The sequence below is a fragment of the Pseudomonas solani genome, assembly GCF_026072635.1.
GTDB lineage: Bacteria > Pseudomonadota > Gammaproteobacteria > Pseudomonadales > Pseudomonadaceae > Metapseudomonas > Metapseudomonas solani.
On sequence record NZ_AP023081.1, the window covers coordinates 1,766,399 to 1,788,876 of the forward strand.

The following is a 22,478-nucleotide window of genomic DNA, read 5'->3' on the forward strand; positions in this document are numbered from 1 at the left end:
AACAGCGGAACGGGGCATGACGCCTGCACGACGGCCCCAGCGCGGCTCCTCTTTCAAAAAACGCCAGGGTTCAACTGGCCACTTGCCACTTAAGTTCTGTCAGAGTATTCCGAAACAAAAGTAAGCCACTGCAAGAGCGGCTGGACTCTCCACTCGGATGGAACTGAACCGATGTCATCGCTGCGCTCCGTCAGCCTGCAGACCAAGATTCTGCTGGCCTTCACCCTGGTCAACCTGATCAGCATCGCCACCTTCATCAGCTACGCGCAGTACGTGAAGTCCCTGGACATCCGCGAGCAGATGGACAACCGCCTGCGTGCGGCGGCTCATGCGGTGCCGCGCCTGCTGGGTAACGACTACCTGGAGCGGGCGCGGACGGCCGATGGCCTGCGCGAGGGCGAGTACCTGGAACAGGTGCGCAACCTCGGCGAGTACGCCGGCGAGGTGGACTTGAAGTTCGCTTACACCCTGATGGTCGACAGCGGCGGCCGGGTGTTCTACCTCTCCGACGGCGCCAGCGGCAGCGAGATCGCCAGCGACAGCTACGCCAAGCACCTGGAGGAGTACACCGACGCCAGCCCGGCGGTGATCCAGGCCGCGCGCAGCAACCAGGCGCAGTTCGACGAGTACACCGACAGCTACGGAACCTTCCGCTCGATCTTCCTGCCCATGCGCACCAGCGGCGGCCAGCCCTACGTGGTGGGCGTGGACGTCACCCTGAGCAGCCTCGACCAGGCCATCGCCGACAGCCTGCGCAGCCTGCTGCTCATCGGCGCGGTGACGCTGGGCATCGGCCTGCTGCTGTCCTGGCTGGCCACGCGCATGCTGGTCCACGCCATTCGCCAACTCACCGGGCAGCTCAACCGCATCGCCCAGGAGCGCGACCTCTCGCACTCCCTGGCAGTCACCAGCAACGACGAACTCGGGCAGATGGGTACGCGCCTGTCCGGCCTGCTGCAGGACCTGCGGCAAACCCTTTCCGGCGCCCTCGGCATGGCCGACAGCAACCAGCAGCTGGCGGAAACCTTCCTGCACCGCGCCGACGACATCACCCAGCAGATCCAGCAGGCGGCGCACCAACTGGCCGACGTCGACCAACACGGACAATCGATCCAGCAGGCCGCCGGGCAATCCCACAGCCTGGCCGGGGCGGTGCGCAGCAACCTCGAGCGCACCAGCACCGAGCTCAGCCGCGCCCACCAGGAGCTGCAACAGCTGATCGCCGATGTGCACGGCAGCACCTCCTCCAACATCGAGCTGGCCACCGACCTCGACGGCCTCAGCCGTGAGGCCGAGCAGATCGGCCAGGTGCTGCAGATGATTGCGGGTATCTCCGAGCAGACCAACCTGCTGGCCCTCAACGCCGCCATCGAAGCCGCGCGCGCCGGCGAAGCGGGCCGTGGCTTCGCCGTGGTCGCCGACGAGGTGCGCAAGCTGGCAGGGCAGACCAAGAGCGTGCTGGCCGATGCGCACAAGGTGATCGACCAGGTCACCGGCGCCATCCGCCAGATCGCCCAGCGCATGGGCAGCACCGCCGAACGCTCACGCGCCCTGGCGGGCAACGCCGACGAAGCGCTGGACGCCCTCGACACCCTGGTGCGGCAGATGGGCGAGGTGAACGCCAATGTCGAGCAGGCGCTGACCAGCAGCGAGCACATCCAGCATGCAGTGGCGGACATGTCCGGCCGCCTGGGCGATATGCGCGGCGCCTTCGAGCACACCCGCCAGGATGTGGACGCCATCAACCACTCCGCCGCTGAACTGGGCGAGACGGCACGTGCCTTGAAGAGCGGGCTGGGGGCCTTCCGCACCTGACAGGTGCAGGCGCGGAAGCTGACCACTCGCACAAGTTCGTCAGCGCCCCTATAATCCGCGCCCCCGCAGGAGAGCGAGGCGCCATGCGCCTCCGCCGAAGGCGCAAACTCCCATAATCGCTCAGGCAGAAGTCACTGCGGGTTCCATGATCGCCAACTGGAGAGCGGCCGCCCGCGAGCGGCCCACCGAAGGGGCAAGCGGCCCACGCCGCGCAAACTCTCAGGTACACAGGACAGGGGGAGGGGCAGCACAACGCAGGAGTTCTGTGTGCTCACCTACGTCTACCTGATTGCAATCGTCGCCGAAGCCATGTCCGGTGCCCTCGCCGCCGGCCGGCGCAATATGGACCTGTTCGGCGTCAGCCTCATCGCCTTCCTCACCGCCCTCGGCGGCGGCACCGTCCGCGACATCCTCCTCGGCCACTACCCGGTGAGCTGGACCCAGCACCCCGAATACATCTTCCTCACCATCGGCGCCGGCCTCTCGGCCATGCTCCTGGCCAGGTTCATGCACCACCTGCGGCAGCTGTTCCTGGTGCTCGACGCCATGGGCCTGATCGCCTTCACCGTGATCGGCTGCAACGTCGCGCTGGGCCTGGACTACGCCCTGCCGGTGGTGGCCATGGCCGGGATCATCACCGGCATCTTCGGCGGCATCCTCCGCGACATCCTCTGCAACCGCACCCCGCAGGTGCTGCGCCAGGAGCTCTACGCCAGCGTCTCCCTGCTGGTCGCCCTGCTCTACCTCGGCCTGCGCCAGCAAGGCGTCGACGACGACCTCAACCTGCTCGCCTCCTTCAGCGTCGGCCTGCTGCTGCGACTTTCGGCGATCCGTTTCAGCTGGTCGCTGCCGATGTTTTCCTATGCGCCGGGGCGGTGGGAGCATTGAAAGTCTCCGCACCCACCCACCGAGCCCGGCTCGGTTCGGTGCGCCCCATCTCCAGCCTGCCAGCGCAGCCCCGGGCCAGCGGTGTCGCCCGATCCCGGAGCTCACATATGATGGCACCTCGCCGTTTCGGCCTTGGTTTCAGCTTGCCCGGAGGGTAAAATCCACACGTTTTCCCGGGTTTTTCTACGGGCCTGTGACGGCCCTGGCCAAAGCCCGCTCGCTCACCACGACGATGCGTCGCCCGTAGGACCCGCTGCAAGGATCGCAGTCGCCTTGAGCGCTAGACCCATCGGGACATGACCCATGCCGTTCGGGCCGCCCCCCAAGCTCAACCTGCGCAATCTCATCCTGCTGTTCGCGCTCGCCGCAACCCTGGCGACGCTGGCCAACAACCTGCTGGTGACCTATGGCATCCAGCGCCAGGCGCTGGTGCAGAACGCCCTGGAAGCCAACCGCGCCTATGCGGCCAAGCTCGCCGCCAGCATCAACGAGAACCTGGCCGGTGACCTGGAGCGCCTGCGCTTCAGCGCCAACCTGCTGGGCAACGTGCCGGGCGATACGAAACAGATGGCGCTGGAAGCGGAGCGCCTGCTGACGCAGGACCACAGCTTCAACACCGTGCTGGTGGCCGATGCCGAGGGCACCGTGGTGGCCTCCAAGCCCGACAGCTTGGGCATCAACGGCCAGGCCCTGCGCTCGCGCGAGGCCCTGCAGCAGCGCCGGGCGATGGTCAGCCCGGCGTTCCGCTCCCTGGCGGGCAACCTGATCGTCTTCGTCTCCCACCCCATCTGGGGCCCCGATGGCCAGTACCGGGGGCTGATCGGCGGCACCATCTACCTGGGCAAGCCCAATGCCCTGGATTCGCTGGTCAGCCAGCACTTCCACCATGACGCGTCCAACGTCTACCTGGTGGACCCGGACCGCAAGGTGCTGTTCCACCCCGACGCCAGCCGCGTTGGCGAGCGCCTGGGCGCCAACCCCATCGTCGATGCGGTGCTCAAGGGCGAGAGCGGCGCCATGCAGGCGGTCAACACACGGGGCGTGGAGATGCTGGCCGGCTACGCCAGCGTGCCGCTGAGTGGCTGGGGCGTGGTGGCGCAGCAGCCCCTGGCTGCAGCCCAGGCGGCGCTGGAGGAGTTGATGAAGCGCCTGCTCGCCGGCCTGCTGCCCATGAGCCTGCTGGGCATCGGGCTGATCCTGTGGATTTCCGCGCGCATCAGCCGCCCGCTGCGGCAACTGGCCGAGAGCGCCGCGCAGCCCGAGCGCGCGGAGAAGGCCCTGCGGGTGAAAGCCTGGTATGCCGAGGCCTGGATGATCAAGCAGGCGCTGCTGGCCGGGCTGGAGGTCACCCGGGCCAAGCTCGGCCAACTGGACCAGCAGGCCAAGAGCGATCCGCTCACCGGGCTGGCCAACCGCCGCGCCATGGAGGAGCGCTTGCAGGCCTGGCAGCGCCTGGGCACGCCGTTCTCCGTGATCAGCCTGGACATCGACCACTTCAAGCGGGTCAACGACACCTTCGGCCACGACACGGGTGACGATGTGCTACGCCAGTTCGCCGACCTGCTGCGCCAGAGCTGTCGGGAGCGGGACCTGCCGTGCCGTGTCGGCGGCGAGGAGTTCATCCTGCTGCTGCCCGAGGCGCCCCTGCGCACGGCAGCAGAGGTGGCCGAGCGCTTCCGCGCCCGGCAGGAGGCCACCCCGATCGACCCGGTGGGGCAGATCACCGTTTCCCTCGGTGTGGTGCACTGGTCACCCCGAGGCGGGCGCAGCGTGCAGGACGTGCTCAAGCGCGCGGACGAGCTGCTCTACCAGGCCAAGCAGGCCGGGCGCAACCGGGTGATGGCGGACGAGATACGGGTATTCGAGTCAATCAGCTGACGCCAAAAATTCATGATGTAAAAAATTCCTGACAGCCAATTCCTAGGTAAAAGTCGCCGTGATATACAGCGGCGGCTTTCTCGAGCCCTTCTTGCCGTCAAAGGACTGCTGTCATGAATCGAGCCTTCTCGCTGGTCTGGAATCCCCGTCTGCGCGCCTGGTGTGTCGCCGATGAGCATGCCCGGAGACGCAAGGCGGGCTCCGGCGCGGTCCTGGCGTGTGCGCTGCTGGCCCCGGTGGCGGGCCTGGCGGCCGACCTGCCGACCGGCGGCCAGGTGGTTTCCGGCAGTGGCGCCATCAGCCAGCCCAACGCCCAGCAGATGGTCATCGACCAGTCCAGCAACAAGCTTGCGATCAACTGGCAGAGCTTCGACATCGGCGCCGGCAAGCGGGTGACCTTCAACCAGCCCGGCAGTGATTCCATCGCCCTCAACCGCGTGGTGGGCAGCGACGGCTCGAAGATCATGGGCCAGCTGGATGCCAACGGCCGGGTCTTCCTGGTCAACCCCAATGGCGTGCTGTTCGGCAGCGGTGCCCAGGTCCAGGTCGGCGGCCTGGTGGCCTCGACCCTCGACATCGACCCGCAGGATTTCGAACGCGGCAACTACCGCTTCAAGGGCGACGGCACGCCGGCGGCCGTGGTCAACCAGGGCACCCTCACCGCAGCCGATGGCGGCGCCGTGGCGCTGCTGGGGGCACCGTCAGCAACCAGGGGGTGATCGTCGCCCAGCAGGGCAGCGTGGCCCTGGCGGCCGGCAATGCCGTGACCCTGGACTTTGCCGGCGACGGCCTGCTCAACGTCCAGGTGGACGGCGCCGCAGCGGATGCGCTGGTGGAGAACCACAAGCTGATCCGCGCCGACGGCGGCAAGGTGCTGCTCACGGCCGATGCCGGCGATGCGCTGCTCAAGACCGTGGTCAACAACACCGGCGTGATCGAGGCCCGCACCCTGGGCGAGAAGAACGGCAAGATCATGCTCATGGGCGACTTCGACGGCGGCGTGGTCAAGGTGGCTGGCACCCTCGATGCCAGTGCCGCGAACGGCGGCAATGGTGGCTTCATCGAGACCAGCGGTGCCCACGTGCAGGTTGCCGATGACGTGAAGGTCACCACCCTGGCCAAGCCCGGCAAGGGCAAGACCGGCGAATGGCTGATCGACCCCTACAACGTGACCATTTCCAATGCCGGCAGCACCGGCATGGGTGGCTTCAACGGCAACGCCAACGACAGCGTGCTCAACGTCAACACCCTGACCAACGCCCTGGCCAGCACCGGGGTGACGGTGACCACCGGAGTCGGTGGCAGCCAGGCCGGCAACATCACCGTCGATGCGCCCATCAGCTGGAGCGCCGACACCACCCTGACGCTGAACGCCGCCGGCAGCGTCATCATCAACAAGGACATCACCGCCACCGGCACCAACGCGGGGCTCTCGCTGGTCTACGGCAACGGCTACCGGCTGGGCAGCGGCGCCCGCGTCACCCTGTCGGGCAGCAACGCCAGCCTCAGCCTGGGGGGCACCAGCTACACCCTGATCCATGACCTCGCCGGTTTGCAGGGTGTCGGTGCCAGTGGCAACTACGCCCTCGCCACCGACCTGGACGCCAGCGCCACGCGCACCTGGAACGGCGGCCAGGGCTTCGCGCCGCTGCAAGGCTTCAGCGGCACCTTCACCGGCCTCGGTCACGCCGTGGATGGCCTGACCATCGCCCGTGGTTCCGAGAACAACGTGGGCCTGTTCCAGGCCGTCAGCGGGCAGGTGCGCGACCTGACCCTGTCCAATGCCGCCATCACCGGCAACATCACCGTCGGCGCCATCAGCGGTTCCCTCAGCGGCACGCTGTCGGGCATCCACGTCACCGGCTCGGTGCTGGGCAACGGCTCCAACGTCGGCGGCCTGGTCGGCCAGGTCACCAATGGCACGCTGCAGGGGGCGTCCTCGACCGCCAGCGTGACGGGCCTGAACAACGTGGGCGGTCTGGCCGGCACTGTGCAGAACGGCACCCTGGCCGATGCCTATTCCACGGGGTCGGTGACCGGCACCATCAGCAACAGCAGCGCCTTCGCCGGCGGGCTGGTGGGCAATGTCTTCGACTCGGCGACCCTGACCAACACCTACGCCAGCGGCCGGGTCCAGGGCTACACCGCCACGGGCGGCCTGATCGGCGGCACCTTCCTGTCCACCATCACCTTCGCCAACAGCTACTGGGACGTGAACAGCACCGGGCAGGCCAGCAGCGCCAGCGGTGGCACCGCCATCACTTCGGCCAATGCCCGCACCCAGTCCACCTACAACGGCTTCGACTTCGCCAACACCTGGGTGATGTTCGAGGGTGATACCCGGCCGATGCTGCGCAGCGAGTCCTCCACCGCGGTGTACACCCCCCATGCCTTGCAACTGATCGGCACGAACCTGGCCAGCAACTACCGGCTCGGCACCTCCCTCGACCTGGGCGCCGCGCTTGCTGCCGGCGGCAACGGTTACTACGGCGATGTCTGGGGTGCATCGGGCTTCAAGCCCCTGGGCAGCGACACCGGCAGCTTCACCGGCAGCTTCAATGGACAGGGCTTCGGCCTCAGCGGCCTGGCCATCAACCGGGCGAGCACCAACTACGTGGGCCTGTTCGGCTACACCTCCGGCGCAACCCTGGCCAACGTCAAGCTGGTGGGCGGCAGTGTCACCGGCAACGACGGTGTCGGTGCGCTGGTCGGCTACATGACGGGCGGGACCCTTGGCAGCGCATCAGCCAGCACCACCGTCAGCGGCACCAGCACTGGCGAGGCCAATACCGGTGGGCTGGTGGGCACCAACGACGGCGGCGCCATCGCCGATGCCTCCGCCAGTGGCAACGTCACCGGCGCCGGCTACCAGATCGGCGGCCTGGTCGGCTTCAATTTCAACGGCGGCAGCATCACGCGCGCCTATGCCACCGGCAATGTGACCGGCACCAACCCGAACAACGGCCTCGGCTATGTCGGTGGGCTGGTCGGAGCCAACGGCTACAGCGGCGATGGCGGTTCCATCAGCCAGTCCTACGCCACTGGCACGGTGAGGGCGGCGGCGGGCCCCATCGGCGGTTTCGTCGGCCATAACGAAGGCAGCATCACCGACTCCTACGCCACCGGCGCGGTAATCGGCCAAGGCTCCGCCAGCAACATCGGCGGCTTCGTCGGGGTCAACTTCGTCAACGGCACCATCGGCAACAGCTACTCCACCGGCTACGTCGCCGGCGGCAGCCAGATGGGCGGCTTCGCCGGCTACAACAACGGTGGCAGCAGTGCCATCACCAACGCCTACTGGGACATCCAGACCAGCGGCCAGACGCTGGGCAGCGCCGGTGGGGTGGCGGCTGGAATCACCGGACGCACCACCGCCCAGTTGCAGGGCAGCCTGCCGGCCGGTTTCGCCTCCTCGATCTGGGGCATCGGCACCAACCTCTATCCGTATCTGCAATGGCGCTACAGCACCACACCCAACGCCGTGAGCGGCCGGGTGTTCAGCGACGCCGGTAGCACGGCACTCGCTGGCGCCACCGTCAGTGCCGTGTCGGGTGGGCAACTGATCGGCAGCGCCTCCACTGGGGCGAACGGCTACTACTACGTCCTTGGAGAAGCCAGCCGGTTCGACAGCAATGGCACGCTCACCTACCTGGAGGGTGGTTCCAGCCAGGGTGCCGCGTTCAGTGATCGTGTCGGCTACCTCGGTATCCAGGGCCTGGACATCTATGCCTCGGCCATGCGCCTGGTGACCGGGCAGGGCAGCCTCACGGCAACCCGCAGCCGCTACCTGGCCGCTCGGGGCAGCTACGCCGACAGCGACCTGGGCTTCCTCGCGCTCTCCGACTTCGGCGGTCTCACCGATACCGGCTATGGCCTCTACCTGAGCGCCACTCCCGCCAGCTACAGCCTGGACACCGACCTCGGCTCCGGCGGGCTGTTGAGCCTCGACAGCGGCGGTGCCTTCGGCATCAGCGGTACCCGCCAGCTGTCGGCGGCTGGCAACCTCGGCGTGGCCGACCGTCTGACCTGGGGCGACAACGCCGGGCTGACCCTCAGCACCAGCAACAGCGGCAACATCCTCCTGGGTGATGGCATCGACGCCGCCAACGGCAGCCTGACCCTGTCTGCTGCCGGCACCGTGACCAGCAACGGGGGCGTCAACCTCGGCCTGCTGAATCTCACCGGCGGTACCTGGAACCAGGTGGCGGCCAGCCTACCGAGCTTCACCGTCACCGACTTCCGCCTCAGCCCCAGCGCCACCTTCATACGGGCCCTGGGCGGGGACGGCAGCGCTGCCACCCCGTACCACATCGCCGACGTCTATGGACTCCAGGGGCTGGCCTCCAACAGTCTGGCGGGCAGCCGCTTCGCCCTGGCGAACGACATCGACGCCTCCAGCAGTGCGCTGTGGAACAGCGGCACCGGCTTCCTCTCCATCGGCAGCCTGGTCAACCCCTTCACCGGCCGGCTCGACGGGCAGGGGCACCGCATCAGCGGCCTGGCCATCAATCGCCCCGGCAGCACCTACAGCGGCCTGTTCGGCTACAACGCCGGTTATGTCGGCAACCTCAACCTGGTGGGCGGCAGTGTGGTCGGCGGTACTTACACCGGCGCCCTGGTGGGCTACAACGCATCGGCCGGTGTGATCGAGCGGGTCAGCAGCGACACCAGCGCCATCGGTACGGGCAACGTCGGCGCCCTGGTCGGCACCAACGCCGGCACCCTCAGCGAGTCCCTGGCCACAGGCAGTGCCAGCGGCGGTCTCAATGGCGGCGGCCTGGCGGGCAGCAACACCAGCACCGGCATCCTCCGCGACAGCTACGCCACCGGCAGCGCCCAGGGCAGCGCCACGGCGGGCGGCCTGGTCGGGTTCAACGACGGCAGCCTGCTGCGTGTTTATTCCACGGGCACGGCCAGCTCCAGCGTCGGCGCGGTCGGCGGCCTGGTGGGCAGCAATGCCAGCACCGCCACCGGCAGTTTCTGGAACACCACCACCAGCGGCCTGGCACAGGGTGTCGGGGCCGGCAATGCCTCGGGCGTATCGGGGTTGACCAGCACCCAGCTCACCACCCTGGCGCCCTTTGTGGCGGCCGGCTGGAGCATCGACGACGCCGGCGGCACGGGTGCCACCTGGCGCATGTACGAGGGCCACAGCGCACCGCTGCTGCGCAGCTTCATGACCGCCCTCAGCGTCAACGTCGGCAATGCCAGCAAGACCTACGACGGCACCGCCACCAGCAGCACGGGTGCCCTGGTGTTCCCCATCGGCTACGACCCGGCCCTGGTCGGCGGCAGCGCCCTCTACACCGCCAGCAGCGCCAACGCCGGCACCTACACTGGCGCCAACCTGCGCGCGAGCGGGCTCTATTCCAGCCAGTTCGGCTATGACATCGAGATGCTCGCCGGCACCCTGACCATCGACAAGGCAGCGCTGACCATCACCGCCAGCAATGCCAGCAAGACCTACGGCCAGACGGCCTCGCTGAGCGGCTTCAGCACCTCGGGCCTGATCGCGGGTGACCAGGTCAGCGGTGTGGATCTCACCAGCCTGGGGTCGGTGTTCAATGCTGGCGTCGGCAACTACGCCATCGTTGCCAGCAACGCCCAGGGCAGCGGGCTGGGCAACTACGACATCACCTACGGCAACGGTACCCTCACCATCGACAGGGCCGCGCTGGCCATCACCGCCGGCAATGCCAGCAAGACCGCCGGCCAGGTGGCGAGCCTCAGTGGCTTCTCCAGTGCGGGTCTGGTGGCCGGCGACCAGATCAGCGGCGTCAGCCTGAACAGCGGTGGTGCCGGGGCCGGGGCCACGGCCGGCAACTACGCCATCGTCGCCAGCAACGCCCAGGGCACCGGCCTGGGCAACTACGACATCACCTACGTTGACGGCATGCTCACCGTCACCGGGACGCTGCCCGTCAGCACCGTCACTGACCCGCGCGTGCCTGCCGCGCAGATGACCGGCAAGCAACCCGGCAACGAAACCGAGCGACCGCTGGTGGTGGTCACCCCAGCTCTATTCGCACCGGCCGAGTTCGGCGCGCAGCTCAACCTCGTCAACAACGGCATTCGTCTTCCCGAAGGAATCTGAAGATGCGTTCGACTCCCGTGCTGGCCGGCCTTGCCGCCTCACTGCTCAGCCTGTCCGTCTCCGCCGCCACCGCTCCGGATGCCGGCCAGGTGCAGCAAGGCCTCGACCAGCAGCCCCTGCAACTGAGTCCCCGGCAGTCCCTGCCGATCAACCTCCCGGACACGCCCGCCGACCCGTCGGCCGAGGCCGGTCCGCGCCTACAGGTCAATGGTTTCACCCTGGAAGGCAACAGCGCGCTGGGCAGCGACGAGCTGTTGGGCCTGTTGGCCGACCTGCCCGGCAAGGAACTCAGTGTTGGTCAATTGCAGGCGGCCGCCAACCGCATCACCCGGCGTTACCGCGAACAGGGTTACCCCCTGGCGCGTGCCTACCTGCCGGCCCAGGAGATCGACGGCGGGGTGGTGAAGATCGCCGTGCTGGAAGGGCGCTACGGTGAGGTCCGCGTCGACAACCCGGTAGGCCTGGGTGGCAGCGCGCTGGCGCCGCTGGCCGCACTGAAAGCCGGTGATGCGGTGCAGGGCCAGCCCCTGGAGCGCAGCCTGCTGCTGCTGCAGGACACCCCCGGCGTGGAGGTGAAGTCCACCCTGCGCCCTGGTGCCAGCACCGGCACCACCGACCTGCTGGTGGGGCTGCAGAAGTCCCCGCTGGTCACCGGCTCGGTGGACATGGACAACTACGGCAACCGCTTCGTCGGTCAGTACCGCCTGGGCGGCACCCTGAACCTGAACAACCCGCTCAACCTCGGCGACCGCCTCAGCCTGCGGGCCATGGGCAGTGACGAGGACCAGCACTACGGCCGCGTGGCCTACCAGTTGCCGCTCGGCCCCTGGGCCACCCAGTTCGGCGTCGCCTACTCGGACATGGACTACGAGCTGGGCAAGGACTTCGAGGACCTGCGCGCCCACGGCAACGCGCGCATCGCCAGCGTCTACGCCATCCAGCCACTGGTGCGCTCGCGGGACTTCAGCCTGTTCACCCAGCTGCAGTTCGACGACAAGCGCCTGAAGGACGACATCGACCTGTTCGACGAGAAGAGCGACAAGCACGCCCGCGTCGTCACCGTCACCCTCAACGGCAACAGCCGTGACGACCTGCTCGGCGGCGGCATCAACAGCTTCGCCCTCGGCTGGAGCCAGGGCAGCCTGACCCTCGACGGCGCCCAGGCCCAGCGCACCGACGACGCCACCGCCGGCACCCGTGGCCGCTTCCACAAGCTCAACCCCAGCCTGGTGCGCCTGCAGCGCCTGAGCGACCGCTTCAGCCTCTATACCCAGCTCCAGGGCCAGTGGGCCGACGGCAACCTGGACAGCTCCGAGAAGCTTTACCTGGGCGGCGCCTATGGCGTGCGCGCCTACCCCAGGGCGAGGCCTCGGGCGATCAGGGCTGGCTGGCCAACGTCGAGCTGCGCTACGCCCTCACCGAGGCCTGGCAGCTGTCCACCTTCGTCGACCACGGCGAAGTGCGCCTGAACAAGGACGCCTGGACCTCGGACGACAACCACCGCAGCCTCTCCGGCGCCGGCTTCGGTGCCCTGTGGGCGGCCCATGGCTGGCAGGTCAATGCCGTGGCGGCCTGGAAGCTGGGCAACGCCGCAGCCGAGAGCGACGTGGAGCGCACGCCGCGCGTCTGGGCCCAGGTGGTGCGCGCCTTCTGAGTCCGTGCCCCTGCCTGATGGGCAGGGGTATAGCGGGGTTTGCCGGTGCCACGGGCGGCAGGACGCAATCAATGATCCGACTGCTGGCCCGACCGTCGCAGTCACTGCAGCGCCTTCCGAGTGGATCGAGAAAGCCGCCCCTGTTGGGCGCCAGCCTCATCGCACGGTGGTGAACCGAACCCCGCCTCCGGGTGCCTCTCCATCCCCGTCGGTGTCGGCCTCGGTGATGCCCCTGACCAGGTTCATGCGCTCCTTGCGGATCAGCACTCGATACCGACCATCCACTGGGTCTTGTCAGCGTTGCTGCGGTCCAGATCGGCACGACGGACGAGCGGTTCCGTGCATCCCCGAGGCTTGATGTACTCCTCCGCTGCGCGCGCCGCCTCATCGATCGACATGGGGCGGCGGTCATCCCGCTGCACGGTGATATAGAAGGGCTTCTGGAACATCACGATGTAGGCATCCAGCGTGTAGCGCTGGCCCGCGATCTCGAGGTTGGCGTGGTACTCGTCGAAGCGTGTGAGATGGCGGGTGTCGAGGGCGCGCGGTGATGCGCAGCCGAGGATCAGCAAGGCCAGCCCTGCCAGGCCAGCCAGGGAAGTCACTTTCATGGTTCTCTCCTGATGAACAGCGGACAGCCAGGGGCGGCAGGCCTCTCAATGAAAAGCCCCCGCCGGATCGCTCCGGCGGGGGCTTTTCAGTTACTGATCGGAGATCAGACCTTGGCGCGCTCGTAGCGCTTGCGGTCGTTCTCGTTCAGCATTTTCTTGCGCAGGCGGATGGACTTCGGAGTCACTTCCACCAGCTCGTCGTCGGCGATGAATTCCAGCGCCTGCTCCAGGGTGAAGCGGATCGGCGGAACCAGGGCGATGACTTCGTCTTTGCCCGATGCGCGCATGTTGTCGAGCTTCTTGCCCTTGGTGGGGTTGATCACCAGGTCGTTGTCACGGCTGTTGATGCCGGCCAGCTGGCCTTCGTAGATCTCGTCGCCTGGGCCGAGGAACAGCTTGCCGCGGCTTTGCAGGGTTTCCAGCGAGTAGGTCAGGGCGGTGCCGGTGGCCATGGAGACCAGTACGCCGTTCTGACGGTTGCTGACTTCGCCGGCCTTGATCGGGCCGTAGTGGCTGAAGGTCGAGGTCAGGATGCCGGTACCCGAGGTCAGGGTCAGGAAGTTGTTACGGAAGCCGATCAGGCCACGCGCCGGGATGGTGTATTCCAGGCGTACACGGCCCTTGCCGTCGGGGATCATGTTGGTCAGATCGCCCTTGCGCAGGCCCATCTGCTCCATCACCGAGCCCTGGTGCTGCTCTTCGATGTCGATGGTGACGTTCTCGTAGGGCTCCTGCTTGTCGCCGTCCTTCTCGATGATGACCACTTCCGGACGGCCTACGGCCATCTCGAAGCCTTCGCGGCGCATGGTTTCGATCAGTACGGAGAGGTGCAGTTCACCACGGCCGGAGACCTTGAACTTCTCGGCGGATTCGCCCGCTTCGACGCGCAGGGCGACGTTGTGCAGCAGTTCCTTCTCCAGACGGTCCTTGATGTTGCGGCTGGTGACGAACTTGCCTTCTTTACCAGCGAAGGGCGAGTCGTTGACCTGGAAGGTCATGCTCACGGTCGGCTGGTCGACGGTCAGGGGCGGACGGGCTTCGACGTTCTGCGGATCGCACAGGGTGTCGGAGATGAACAGCTCTTCCATGCCGCTGACGCAGACGATGTCGCCGGCTTCGGCTTCAGCGACTTCTACGCGCTGCAGGCCGGAGTGGCCCATGATCTTCAGGACGCGGCCGTTGCGCTTGGTGCCGTCGTCGCTGATGGCGACCACCGGGGTGTTGGACTTGATCTTGCCGCGGGCGATACGGCCGATGCCGATCACGCCGAGGAAGCTGTTGTAGTCCAGCTGGGAGATCTGCATCTGGAACGGGCCGTCGACGTCGACGTCCGGAACCGGAACGTGGTCGATGATCGCCTGGAACAGCGCGTCCATGTTGTCGTCCATCTTCTCGTGGTCGAGGCCGGCGATGCCGTTCAGGGCGCTGGCGTAGACGATCGGGAAGTCAAGCTGCTCGTCGGTGGCACCGAGGTTGTCGAACAGGTCGAAGATCTGGTCGATGACCCAGTCAGGGCGCGCGCCCGGACGGTCGATCTTGTTGACCACGACGATCGGACGCAGGCCGGCCTTGAACGCCTTCTGGGTCACGAAGCGGGTCTGCGGCATGGGGCCGTCCTGGGCGTCGACCACCAGCAGCACAGAGTCGACCATCGACATCACGCGCTCGACCTCACCGCCGAAGTCGGCGTGGCCGGGGGTGTCGACGATGTTGATGTTGTAGCCGTTCCACTTGATGGCGGTGTTCTTCGCCAGAATGGTAATGCCGCGCTCTTTTTCCTGGTCGTTGGAGTCCATCACGCGCTCGCTTTCCGCTTCTTTGCGGTCGAGGGTGCCGGACAGCTTCAGGAGCTTGTCGACGAGGGTGGTTTTGCCATGGTCGACGTGGGCGATGATGGCGATGTTGCGTAGTTTTTCGATCACTTGTGCATCTCGATCAGAGGATTCGGTTCGCCGCTGAGTCTAGGCGGCCTGTATGAAAAACGTTCGATTCAGCCCGCCCGCTGGTCGGGGGGGCGGTGGCGGATGCTGCCGCCGTACAGCCCGGGCTGTTTAGGCCGGGCGATAAACGCGCACATTGGCATGCCCCTCGCTGAGCAGATGGTGAGCATGCAGGCGGCTCATGACGCCTTTATCGCAATAGAGGAGGTACTGGCGATTTTCGTCCAGTTCCTTGAAGCGGCTGTTGATCGCGTAGAACGGCATGGCCTGGACTTCGATGCCCGCCAGCTCCAGCGGTTCATCTTCCTGGGCGTCGGGGTGGCGGATGTCGATGACGATCTGCCCCGGCAGAGCCTCGCTCACCTCTTCCACCTTCAGGTCCTGGCCCAGCTCGTCGATCACCCGGTCGATGGGGATCAGGCGCGCGCGCTCGATGGCGCGTTCCAGCACGGCCATGTCGAACTGCGTCTCTTCATATTCGATGCGGCTCTTCTTGGCGCGGGTGGTGGGGTTCACCGAGATCACGCCGCAGTATTCGGGCATGTGCTTGGCGAACTCGGCAGTGCCGATCCGGGTGGCGGTGTCGATGATGTCCTGCTTGTGGCTGGCGATCAGCGGGCGCAGCACCAGCATGTCGGTGGCCGAGTCGATCACCGAGAGGTTCGGCAGGGTCTGGCTGGACACCTGGGAAATGGCTTCGCCTGTGACCAGCGCCTCGATGCGCAGTTGCTCGGCCATGCGCGTGGAAACCCGCAGCATCATGCGCTTGAGGATCACGCCCATCTGGCTGTTGTCGACCTTGCCGAGGATCTCGGCCACCACTTCCTCGAAGGGCACGCTGATGAACAGCACGCGCTGGGAGCGGCCGAACTTTTCCCACAGGTAGTGGGCCACTTCCATCACGCCCAGCTCGTGGGCACGACCGCCAAGGTTGAAGAAACAGAAGTGCGCCATCAGGCCGCGGCGCATCATCTGGTAGGCGGCGACGGTGGAGTCGAAACCGCCGGACATCAGCACCAGGGTCTGCTCCAGCGAGCCCAGCGGGTAACCGCCCAGGCCGTCGTGCTGGTGGTGGATGACGAACAGGCGCTGGTCGCGCACTTCGATGCGTACTTCCACTTCCGGGTTCTTCAGCGAGATGCCGGCGGCGTTGCACTCACGGCGCAGGCGGCTGCCGACATGGCTCTCCAGCTCCATCGAGGTGAACGAGTGCTTGCCGGCACGCTTGCAGCGCACGGAGAAGATCTTGCCGGGAATCTGGTCGGCGTAATGCAGCTTGCACTTTTCCAGCACGTCGTCGAAGTCGCCGAGCGGGTACTCGTTGACCTCCAGGAAGTGGGTGATGCCGGGCGTGCAGGTGAGGCGCTCGATCATCTCCGCAAGGAGCCTGGGGTCGGTCTGCTTCGTGACCAGTTCCAGGTTGTCCCAGATGCCGCTCACCTCGACTTCCGGGTCGAGATCACGCAACACCACGCGAATGTTCTTCGCGAGCTGGCGGATGAAATGCTTGCGCACCGGCCGGCTCTTGATGGTGATTTCGGGGAAGACCTTGATGATGAGTTTCATGAAAACAGCACTGGCTGGGACGCTGAAAAAAGAGGGGCGCGGATTATAGCGGAAATTGTTCAAGCTTTGACCAAAATCAATCACACCTCTTCGCGACGCACCAAACGGGTGCAATCTCGACGCACGGAGCACGGAATTGGTGCGCAAAACTGTACACAATCAATCGGCAGGCCCCGGCCCGCGTGAGTTCTAGGGCCTTTGCCCATCCCAGGGCACTGGCACGCAATTTGCTCCCTTGTGAGGCAGGTTGCCCTGGCGGACTATGCCGCCCCGGCTTCACCTTTTTATTGGGGGCTCGCACGACAGCCACCCCCGACCACCTGGAGGACACCATGTCGAAGTCGCTTCAACTGATTAAAGACCATGACGTGAAGTGGGTTGATCTGCGCTTCACCGATACCAAAGGCAAGCAGCACCACGTGACCATGCCGGCACGCGACGCGCTGGACGACGAGTTCTTCGAAGTCGGCAAGATGTTCGACGGCTCGTCCATCCATGGCTGGAAAGGCATCGAAGCCTCCGACATGATCCTGCTGCCGGTCGACAGCACCGCCGTGCTGGACCCCTTCACCGAAGAGCCGACCCTGATCCTGGTCTGCGACATCATCGAGCCGAGCACCATGCAAGGCTACGATCGCGACCCGCGCTCCATCGCCAAGCGCGCCGAGGAATACCTGAAGACCACCGGTATCGGTGACACCGTCTTCGTCGGCCCGGAACCCGAGTTCTTCATCTTCGACGAAGTGAAGTTCAAGTCCGACATCTCCGGCTCCATGTTCAAGATCATCTCCGAGCAAGGCTCGTGGATGACCGACCAGGACGTCGAAGGCGGCAACAAGGGCCACCGCCCGGCCGTCAAAGGCGGTTACTTCCCGGTTCCGCCGTGCGACCACGACCACGAAATCCGTACTGCCATGTGTAATGCCATGGAAGAAATGGGCCTGGTCATCGAAGTTCACCACCACGAAGTGGCGACTGCCGGTCAGAACGAAATCGGCGTGAAGTTCAACACCCTGGTCGCCAAGGCTGACGAAGTTCAGACCCTGAAGTACTGCGTGCACAACGTCGCCGACGCCTACGGCAAGACCGCGACCTTCATGCCGAAGCCCCTGTACGGCGACAACGGCTCGGGCATGCACGTGCACCTGTCGATCGGCAAGGACGGCAAGAACACCTTCGCAGGTGAAGGCTATGCCGGCCTGTCCGATACCGCCCTGTACTTCATCGGCGGCATCATCAAGCACGGTAAGGCCCTGAACGGCTTCACCAACCCGTCGACCAACTCGTACAAGCGTCTGGTTCCCGGTTTCGAAGCCCCGGTCATGCTGGCCTACTCCGCCCGCAACCGTTCCGCCTCGATCCGTATCCCGTACGTGTCCAGCCCGAAAGCACGCCGCATCGAAGCGCGCTTCCCGGACCCGGCTGCCAACCCCTACCTGGCCTTCGCCGCTCTGCTGATGGCCGGCCTGGACGGCATCCAGAACAAGATCCACCCCGGCGATGCGGCCGACAAGAACCTGTACGACCTGCCGCCGGAAGAGGCGAAAGAGATCCCGCAGGTTTGCGGCAGCCTGAAAGAGGCGCTGGAAGAGCTGGACAAGGGCCGTGCGTTCCTGACCAAGGGCGGCGTGTTCAGCGACGACTTCATCGATGCCTACATCGAGCTGAAGAGCGAAGAAGAAATCAAGGTGCGCACCTTCGTGCACCCGCTGGAATACGACCTGTACTACAGCGTCTGATCCCGCTGCCTGCATAGGCAACGTGTCGCGCAAGCGGCACGGACTGAGAGGCCTCCTTCGGGAGGCCTCTTTTTTTGTGGCATGGATTGCGTGCAACAACGCCCTCGAACCGAGCGATTTTCCGGCTGCGCCGCACAGCCGCATCAGGCCGAACTTGCCAGCTTGGCGCGCGGGTGCAAGGCTTAGCGGCATCATCCAGAGGAGACCGGCCCATGCGCCTCCTGCTCGCCTGCCTGCTGCTGTCGCTGACGCTCCCCGCCACGGCGCAGATCTACAAGTACACCGACGCCAACGGCAATACCGTCTTCACCAACCAGCCGCCGGATGGCACCAAGACCGAAGAGGTCAGCCTGCCCACCACCAACACCGTGGAAGCGCAGAAGCCCGTGACACCGGTCGCCGCCCCGAAAGACCAGGCGGCGGAAGCGGCATACAAGGAAATCCGCCTGACCGACGTGCCCAGCGAAGAAGCCCTGCGCGCCAACAACGGCACCTTCTCCGTCGGCGTGCAGCTGGTTCCGCGCCTGCGCCCGGGCCATCAGCTGCAGCTGCTGCTGGACGGCAAGCCCGCGGGCCAGAAGGTCAACGTGCCGCGCCTGCAGGTGGTCAACGCCGACCGTGGCGAGCACAGCCTCGCGGTCCAGGTACTGGCCGGTGACCAGGTCGTGCAACAGAGCGAAACCGTCACCTTCACCGTGCAGCGGGTCAACACCAGCAGCCCGGCGCTGCGCCCGCCACCCCCTCCGAAACCCACTCCGAAGCCAGCCAACTGACCCATGCGCACGATCCTGCTCTTCCTGTTGTTCGCCAGCCTGCCGGCGATGGCCCAGGTCTACACCTATGTCGACGAGGAAGGTAACCGCGTCTTCACCGACCGGCCCAAGCCCGGCAATGCCGAGCGCATCGAACTGGCGCCCTCCAACGGCATGACCGCCCAGCCAACGGCCCCCGCCGTGCTGCCACCGGCCGCCATTCCCCGCGAGCTGGGCTACCAGGTGCTGCGCATCCTGGTGCCCGAGCCGGACGCCACGCTGCGGGACATGGAAGGCAACCTCATCGTCACCGCCATGAGCGAGCCCGGCCTGCGCGATGGCCACAGCTATCGCCTGGTGCTGGACGGCAAGCCCCAGGGCGAGCCCGGCCGCAGCCCGGTATTCCCCATCACCAACCTGGATCGCGGCACCCACCAGCTGGCGGTGGAGATCATCGACGACAAGAGTCGCGTGATCGAGCGCACGCCGAACCAGCCGGTGCACATGATGCGCATCTCGCTGGCGCAGAAACGCCAGGCCCGACCCTGCCAGAAGGACGACTACGGCGTGCGTCCCGAATGCCCGCTCAAGGACAAGCCCAAGGAGCCGGACAAAGGCATCATCGGCATCCTCCCGTTCTTCTGATCCAGTGACGCACCGCAATGGTGCGTCACGCTGCACCGATTTCTATACTCTCCCCATTTTGGTTCGCCCGCGCACCGCCGCGCTGCGCTGAAAAGCAGCCGCAAGCGGCTGGTTGCCTGTTTCAGCGCGTCTTTTCAGGGCTTGGTTTGCTTCTTGCATTTTCCTGCCCATCGCCGAGATGCCCGACCTATGACCATCAACGACGCCCTGCACCGACTGCTGCTCGACAACCTGACCACCGCGGTGATCCTGCTCAATGCCGACCTGCGGCTGGAGTACATGAACCCGGCGGCGGAAATGCTTCTGGCCGTCAGCGGCCAGCGCAGCCATGGCCAGTTCATCAGCGAGCTGTTCACCGAATCCCCCGAGGCGCTGACCTCGCTGCGCCAGGCGGTGGAAGAGGCGCACCCCTTCACCAAGCGCGAAGCCATGCTCACCTCCCTCGCCGGGCAGACCCTGACGGTGGACTACGCGGTGACGCCCATCCTCAACAAGGGCGCCACCCTGCTGCTGCTGGAAGTACACCCGCGCGACCGGCTGCTGCGCATCACCAAGGAAGAGGCGCAACTGTCCAAGCAGGAGACCACCAAGCTGCTGGTGCGCGGCCTCGCCCACGAGATCAAGAACCCCCTGGGCGGCATTCGCGGTGCCGCCCAACTGCTGTCCCGGGAACTGCCGGAAGAGCACCTGAAGGACTACACCAACGTCATCATCGAAGAGGCGGACCGCCTGCGGAACCTGGTGGACCGCATGCTCGGCTCCAACAAGCTGCCGTCCCTGGCGATGACCAACGTCCACGAAGTGCTGGAGCGCGTCTGCAGCCTGGTGGAAGCCGAGAGCCAGGGCGGCATCACGCTGGTGCGCGACTACGACCCGAGCATCCCGGATGTGCTCATCGACCGCGAGCAGATGATCCAGGCCGTGCTCAATATCGTGCGCAACGCCATGCAGGCCATCTCCGCCAACAACGACCTGCGCCTCGGGCGCATCACCCTGCGTTCGCGCACCCTGCGCCAGTTCACCATCGGCCACACCCGGCATCGCCTGGTGACAAAGGTGGAGATCATCGACAACGGCCCGGGCATCCCGCCCGAACTGCAGGAAACCATCTTCTATCCCATGGTCAGCGGGCGCCCCGACGGTACCGGGCTCGGGCTGGCCATCGCCCAGAACATCATCAGCCAGCACCAGGGCCTGATCGAGTGTGAGAGCCACCCCGGCCACACCGTCTTCTCGATCTTCCTGCCGCTGGAACAAGGAGCCACATCCTCATGACTCGTAGTGAAACCGTCTGGATCGTCGATGACGACCGCTCCATCCGCTGGGTCCTGGAAAAAGCTCTGCAACAGGAAGGCATGACCACCCAGAGCTTCGAAAGCGCCGACAGCGTGCTCACCCGCCTGGGTCGCCAGCAGCCCGACGTGATCATTTCCGACATCCGTATGCCCGGCTCCAGCGGCCTGGACCTGCTGGCACGCATCCGCGAACTGCACCCGCGCCTGCCGGTGATCATCATGACCGCCCATTCCGACCTGGACAGCGCCGTGGCGTCCTACCAGGGCGGCGCGTTCGAATACCTGCCCAAGCCCTTCGACGTCGACGAGGCGGTATCACTGGTCAAGCGCGCCAACCAGCACGCCCAGGAACAGCAGAGCCTCGAAGCCCCGGTCAGCCAGCCGCCCACCCCCGAGATCATCGGTGAGGCGCCGGCGATGCAGGAGGTGTTCCGCGCCATCGGCCGCCTCAGCCATTCCAATATCACCGTGCTGATCAACGGCGAATCCGGCACCGGCAAGGAGCTGGTGGCCCATGCGCTGCATCGCCACAGCCCCCGCGCCAGCTCGCCCTTCATCGCCCTGAACATGGCGGCGATCCCCAAGGACCTGATGGAATCCGAGCTGTTCGGCCACGAGAAAGGCGCCTTCACCGGCGCAGCCAACCAGCGACGCGGCCGCTTCGAGCAGGCCGATGGCGGCACCCTGTTCCTCGACGAGATCGGCGACATGCCCGCCGACACCCAGACCCGCCTGCTGCGGGTGCTGGCCGATGGCGAGTTCTACCGCGTGGGCGGCCATACCCCGGTGAAGGTGGACGTGCGCATCATCGCCGCCACCCACCAGAACCTGGAAAACCTGGTGCAGGCCGGCAAGTTCCGCGAGGACCTGTTCCACCGCCTCAACGTCATCCGCATTCATATCCCGCGCATGTCGGACCGCCGGGAAGACATCCCGGCGCTGGCCCGCCACTTCCTCGCCCGTGCGGCCCAGGAGCTGGCCGTAGAGCCCAAGCTGCTCAAGCCGGAGACCGAGGAATACCTGAAGAACCTGCCCTGGCCGGGCAACGTGCGCCAGTTGGAGAACACCTGCCGCTGGATCACCGTCATGGCCTCGGGCCGTGAAGTGCATGTGGACGACCTGCCGCCGGAGCTGCTGACCCAGCCCCAGGACGCCGCCCCGGTCACCAACTGGGAACAGGCCCTGCGTCAGTGGGCCGACCAGGCCCTGGCCCGTGGCCAATCCAGCCTGCTGGACAGCGCCGTGCCGTCGTTCGAGCGGATCATGATCGAGACCGCCCTCAAGCACACCGCCGGCCGCCGTCGCGACGCCGCCGTGCTGCTGGGCTGGGGTCGCAACACCCTGACCCGCAAGATCAAGGAACTGGGCATGAAGGTGGACGGCGGCGACGAGGACGACGGCGACGACGCCTGATTCTCTCCGCCCCACCCCTCCCCCCCTTCCATACGCGGGCCTGCTGGCCCGCGTGACGCATCCGGCGGCCCCCGCCCTCCGCGTTGTAGGAGCGAGTCCGTTCGCGACGGATCGCTGGCCGATCCCCAAGCCCCTCGGAAAGGCCCACCGCGAATGGATTCGCTCCTGCTCCCTCCCTTGCCCTCCCA

At 66.3% G+C, this 22,478-nt stretch carries 13 protein-coding genes, 1 pseudogene and 1 riboswitch; of the genes and pseudogenes, 11 read left to right on the forward strand and 3 right to left on the reverse strand.

Going from position 1 to position 22,478, the window contains the following annotated elements; all coding sequences use genetic code 11:
- Positions 1-171 precede the first annotated feature (171 nt).
- The 6 genes and pseudogenes from PSm6_RS08150 (at position 172) to PSm6_RS08175 (ending at position 12,329) form a co-directional block, all read left to right on the forward strand.
- Entirely contained in the window at positions 172-1,815 is a 1,644-nt protein-coding gene (locus PSm6_RS08150; protein WP_021221217.1) for a methyl-accepting chemotaxis protein, read from the forward strand.
- 56 nt (positions 1,816-1,871) lie between these two features.
- Positions 1,872-1,962, forward strand: a riboswitch (glycine riboswitch).
- Positions 1,963-2,082: 120 nt separating this feature from the next.
- The gene (locus tag PSm6_RS08155) at positions 2,083-2,703 is read left to right on the forward strand and encodes a trimeric intracellular cation channel family protein (protein ID WP_021221218.1); all 621 of its coding nucleotides are present in this window, start codon (positions 2,083-2,085) and stop codon (positions 2,701-2,703) included.
- A 303-nt stretch (positions 2,704-3,006) separates the two neighbouring features.
- Complete coding sequence (locus PSm6_RS08160) at positions 3,007-4,581, forward strand: sensor domain-containing diguanylate cyclase (protein WP_021221219.1); 1,575 nt, start codon at positions 3,007-3,009, stop codon at positions 4,579-4,581.
- Between the two features lie 113 nt (positions 4,582-4,694).
- Positions 4,695-5,300: a two-partner secretion domain-containing protein gene (locus PSm6_RS08165; RefSeq protein WP_265170006.1), complete on the forward strand. Its 606-nt coding sequence runs from the start codon at positions 4,695-4,697 to the stop codon at positions 5,298-5,300.
- The gene (locus PSm6_RS08170; protein WP_265170007.1) at positions 5,297-10,675 is read left to right on the forward strand and encodes an MBG domain-containing protein; all 5,379 of its coding nucleotides are present in this window, start codon (positions 5,297-5,299) and stop codon (positions 10,673-10,675) included. Before PSm6_RS08165 ends, PSm6_RS08170 begins: the two co-directional genes overlap by 4 nt.
- A 2-nt stretch (positions 10,676-10,677) precedes the next feature.
- Positions 10,678-12,329, forward strand: a pseudogene (locus tag PSm6_RS08175) (ShlB/FhaC/HecB family hemolysin secretion/activation protein).
- Positions 12,330-12,589: 260 nt separating this feature from the next.
- On the opposite strand, the gene PSm6_RS08185 reads toward PSm6_RS08175, so the two are convergent.
- The 3 genes from PSm6_RS08185 to thiI all read right to left on the reverse strand — a co-directional run bounded on the left by PSm6_RS08185 (position 12,590) and on the right by thiI (position 16,446).
- Entirely contained in the window at positions 12,590-12,940 is a 351-nt protein-coding gene (locus PSm6_RS08185) for a hypothetical protein (RefSeq protein WP_021222130.1), read from the reverse strand.
- Positions 12,941-13,044: 104 nt separating this feature from the next.
- Complete coding sequence (gene typA / locus PSm6_RS08190; protein ID WP_021222131.1) at positions 13,045-14,862, reverse strand: translational GTPase TypA; 1,818 nt, start codon at positions 14,860-14,862, stop codon at positions 13,045-13,047.
- 129 nt (positions 14,863-14,991) lie between these two features.
- Complete coding sequence (gene thiI / locus PSm6_RS08195) at positions 14,992-16,446, reverse strand: tRNA uracil 4-sulfurtransferase ThiI (protein WP_043240568.1); 1,455 nt, start codon at positions 16,444-16,446, stop codon at positions 14,992-14,994.
- A 332-nt stretch (positions 16,447-16,778) separates the two neighbouring features.
- Between thiI and glnA the strand changes: the two genes are divergently transcribed.
- The 5 genes from glnA to ntrC all read left to right on the forward strand — a co-directional run bounded on the left by glnA (position 16,779) and on the right by ntrC (position 22,290).
- Positions 16,779-18,185: a glutamate--ammonia ligase gene (gene glnA, locus PSm6_RS08200; RefSeq protein WP_021222133.1), complete on the forward strand. Its 1,407-nt coding sequence runs from the start codon at positions 16,779-16,781 to the stop codon at positions 18,183-18,185.
- 212 nt (positions 18,186-18,397) lie between these two features.
- Positions 18,398-18,958 (forward strand): DUF4124 domain-containing protein, encoded by a 561-nt coding sequence (locus PSm6_RS08205; protein ID WP_043240566.1) that lies wholly within the window; start codon positions 18,398-18,400, stop codon positions 18,956-18,958.
- Between the two features lie 3 nt (positions 18,959-18,961).
- Complete coding sequence (locus PSm6_RS08210; protein WP_021222135.1) at positions 18,962-19,582, forward strand: DUF4124 domain-containing protein; 621 nt, start codon at positions 18,962-18,964, stop codon at positions 19,580-19,582.
- A gap of 189 nt (positions 19,583-19,771) precedes the next feature.
- Positions 19,772-20,857, forward strand: a complete 1,086-nt coding sequence (gene glnL / locus PSm6_RS08215; RefSeq protein ID WP_021222136.1) for a nitrogen regulation protein NR(II) — start codon at positions 19,772-19,774, stop codon at positions 20,855-20,857.
- Positions 20,854-22,290, forward strand: coding sequence for a nitrogen regulation protein NR(I) (gene ntrC / locus PSm6_RS08220; RefSeq protein WP_021222137.1), 1,437 nt, complete (start codon positions 20,854-20,856; stop codon positions 22,288-22,290). Before glnL ends, ntrC begins: the two co-directional genes overlap by 4 nt.
- Positions 22,291-22,478: the final 188 nt, after the last annotated feature.

Coding starts and splice junctions, on each gene's coding strand:
- PSm6_RS08150 (WP_021221217.1), top strand. CDS start 172: ATGTCATCGCTGCGCTCCGTCAGCCTGCAGACCAAGATTCTGCTGGCC.
- PSm6_RS08160 (WP_021221219.1), top strand. CDS start 3,007: ATGCCGTTCGGGCCGCCCCCCAAGCTCAACCTGCGCAATCTCATCCTG.
- PSm6_RS08165 (WP_265170006.1), top strand. CDS start 4,695: ATGAATCGAGCCTTCTCGCTGGTCTGGAATCCCCGTCTGCGCGCCTGG.
- PSm6_RS08185 (WP_021222130.1), bottom strand. CDS start 12,940: ATGAAAGTGACTTCCCTGGCTGGCCTGGCAGGGCTGGCCTTGCTGATC.
- thiI (WP_043240568.1), bottom strand. CDS start 16,446: ATGAAACTCATCATCAAGGTCTTCCCCGAAATCACCATCAAGAGCCGG.
- glnA (WP_021222133.1), top strand. CDS start 16,779: ATGTCGAAGTCGCTTCAACTGATTAAAGACCATGACGTGAAGTGGGTT.
- PSm6_RS08205 (WP_043240566.1), top strand. CDS start 18,398: ATGCGCCTCCTGCTCGCCTGCCTGCTGCTGTCGCTGACGCTCCCCGCC.
- PSm6_RS08210 (WP_021222135.1), top strand. CDS start 18,962: ATGCGCACGATCCTGCTCTTCCTGTTGTTCGCCAGCCTGCCGGCGATG.
- glnL (WP_021222136.1), top strand. CDS start 19,772: ATGACCATCAACGACGCCCTGCACCGACTGCTGCTCGACAACCTGACC.
- ntrC (WP_021222137.1), top strand. CDS start 20,854: ATGACTCGTAGTGAAACCGTCTGGATCGTCGATGACGACCGCTCCATC.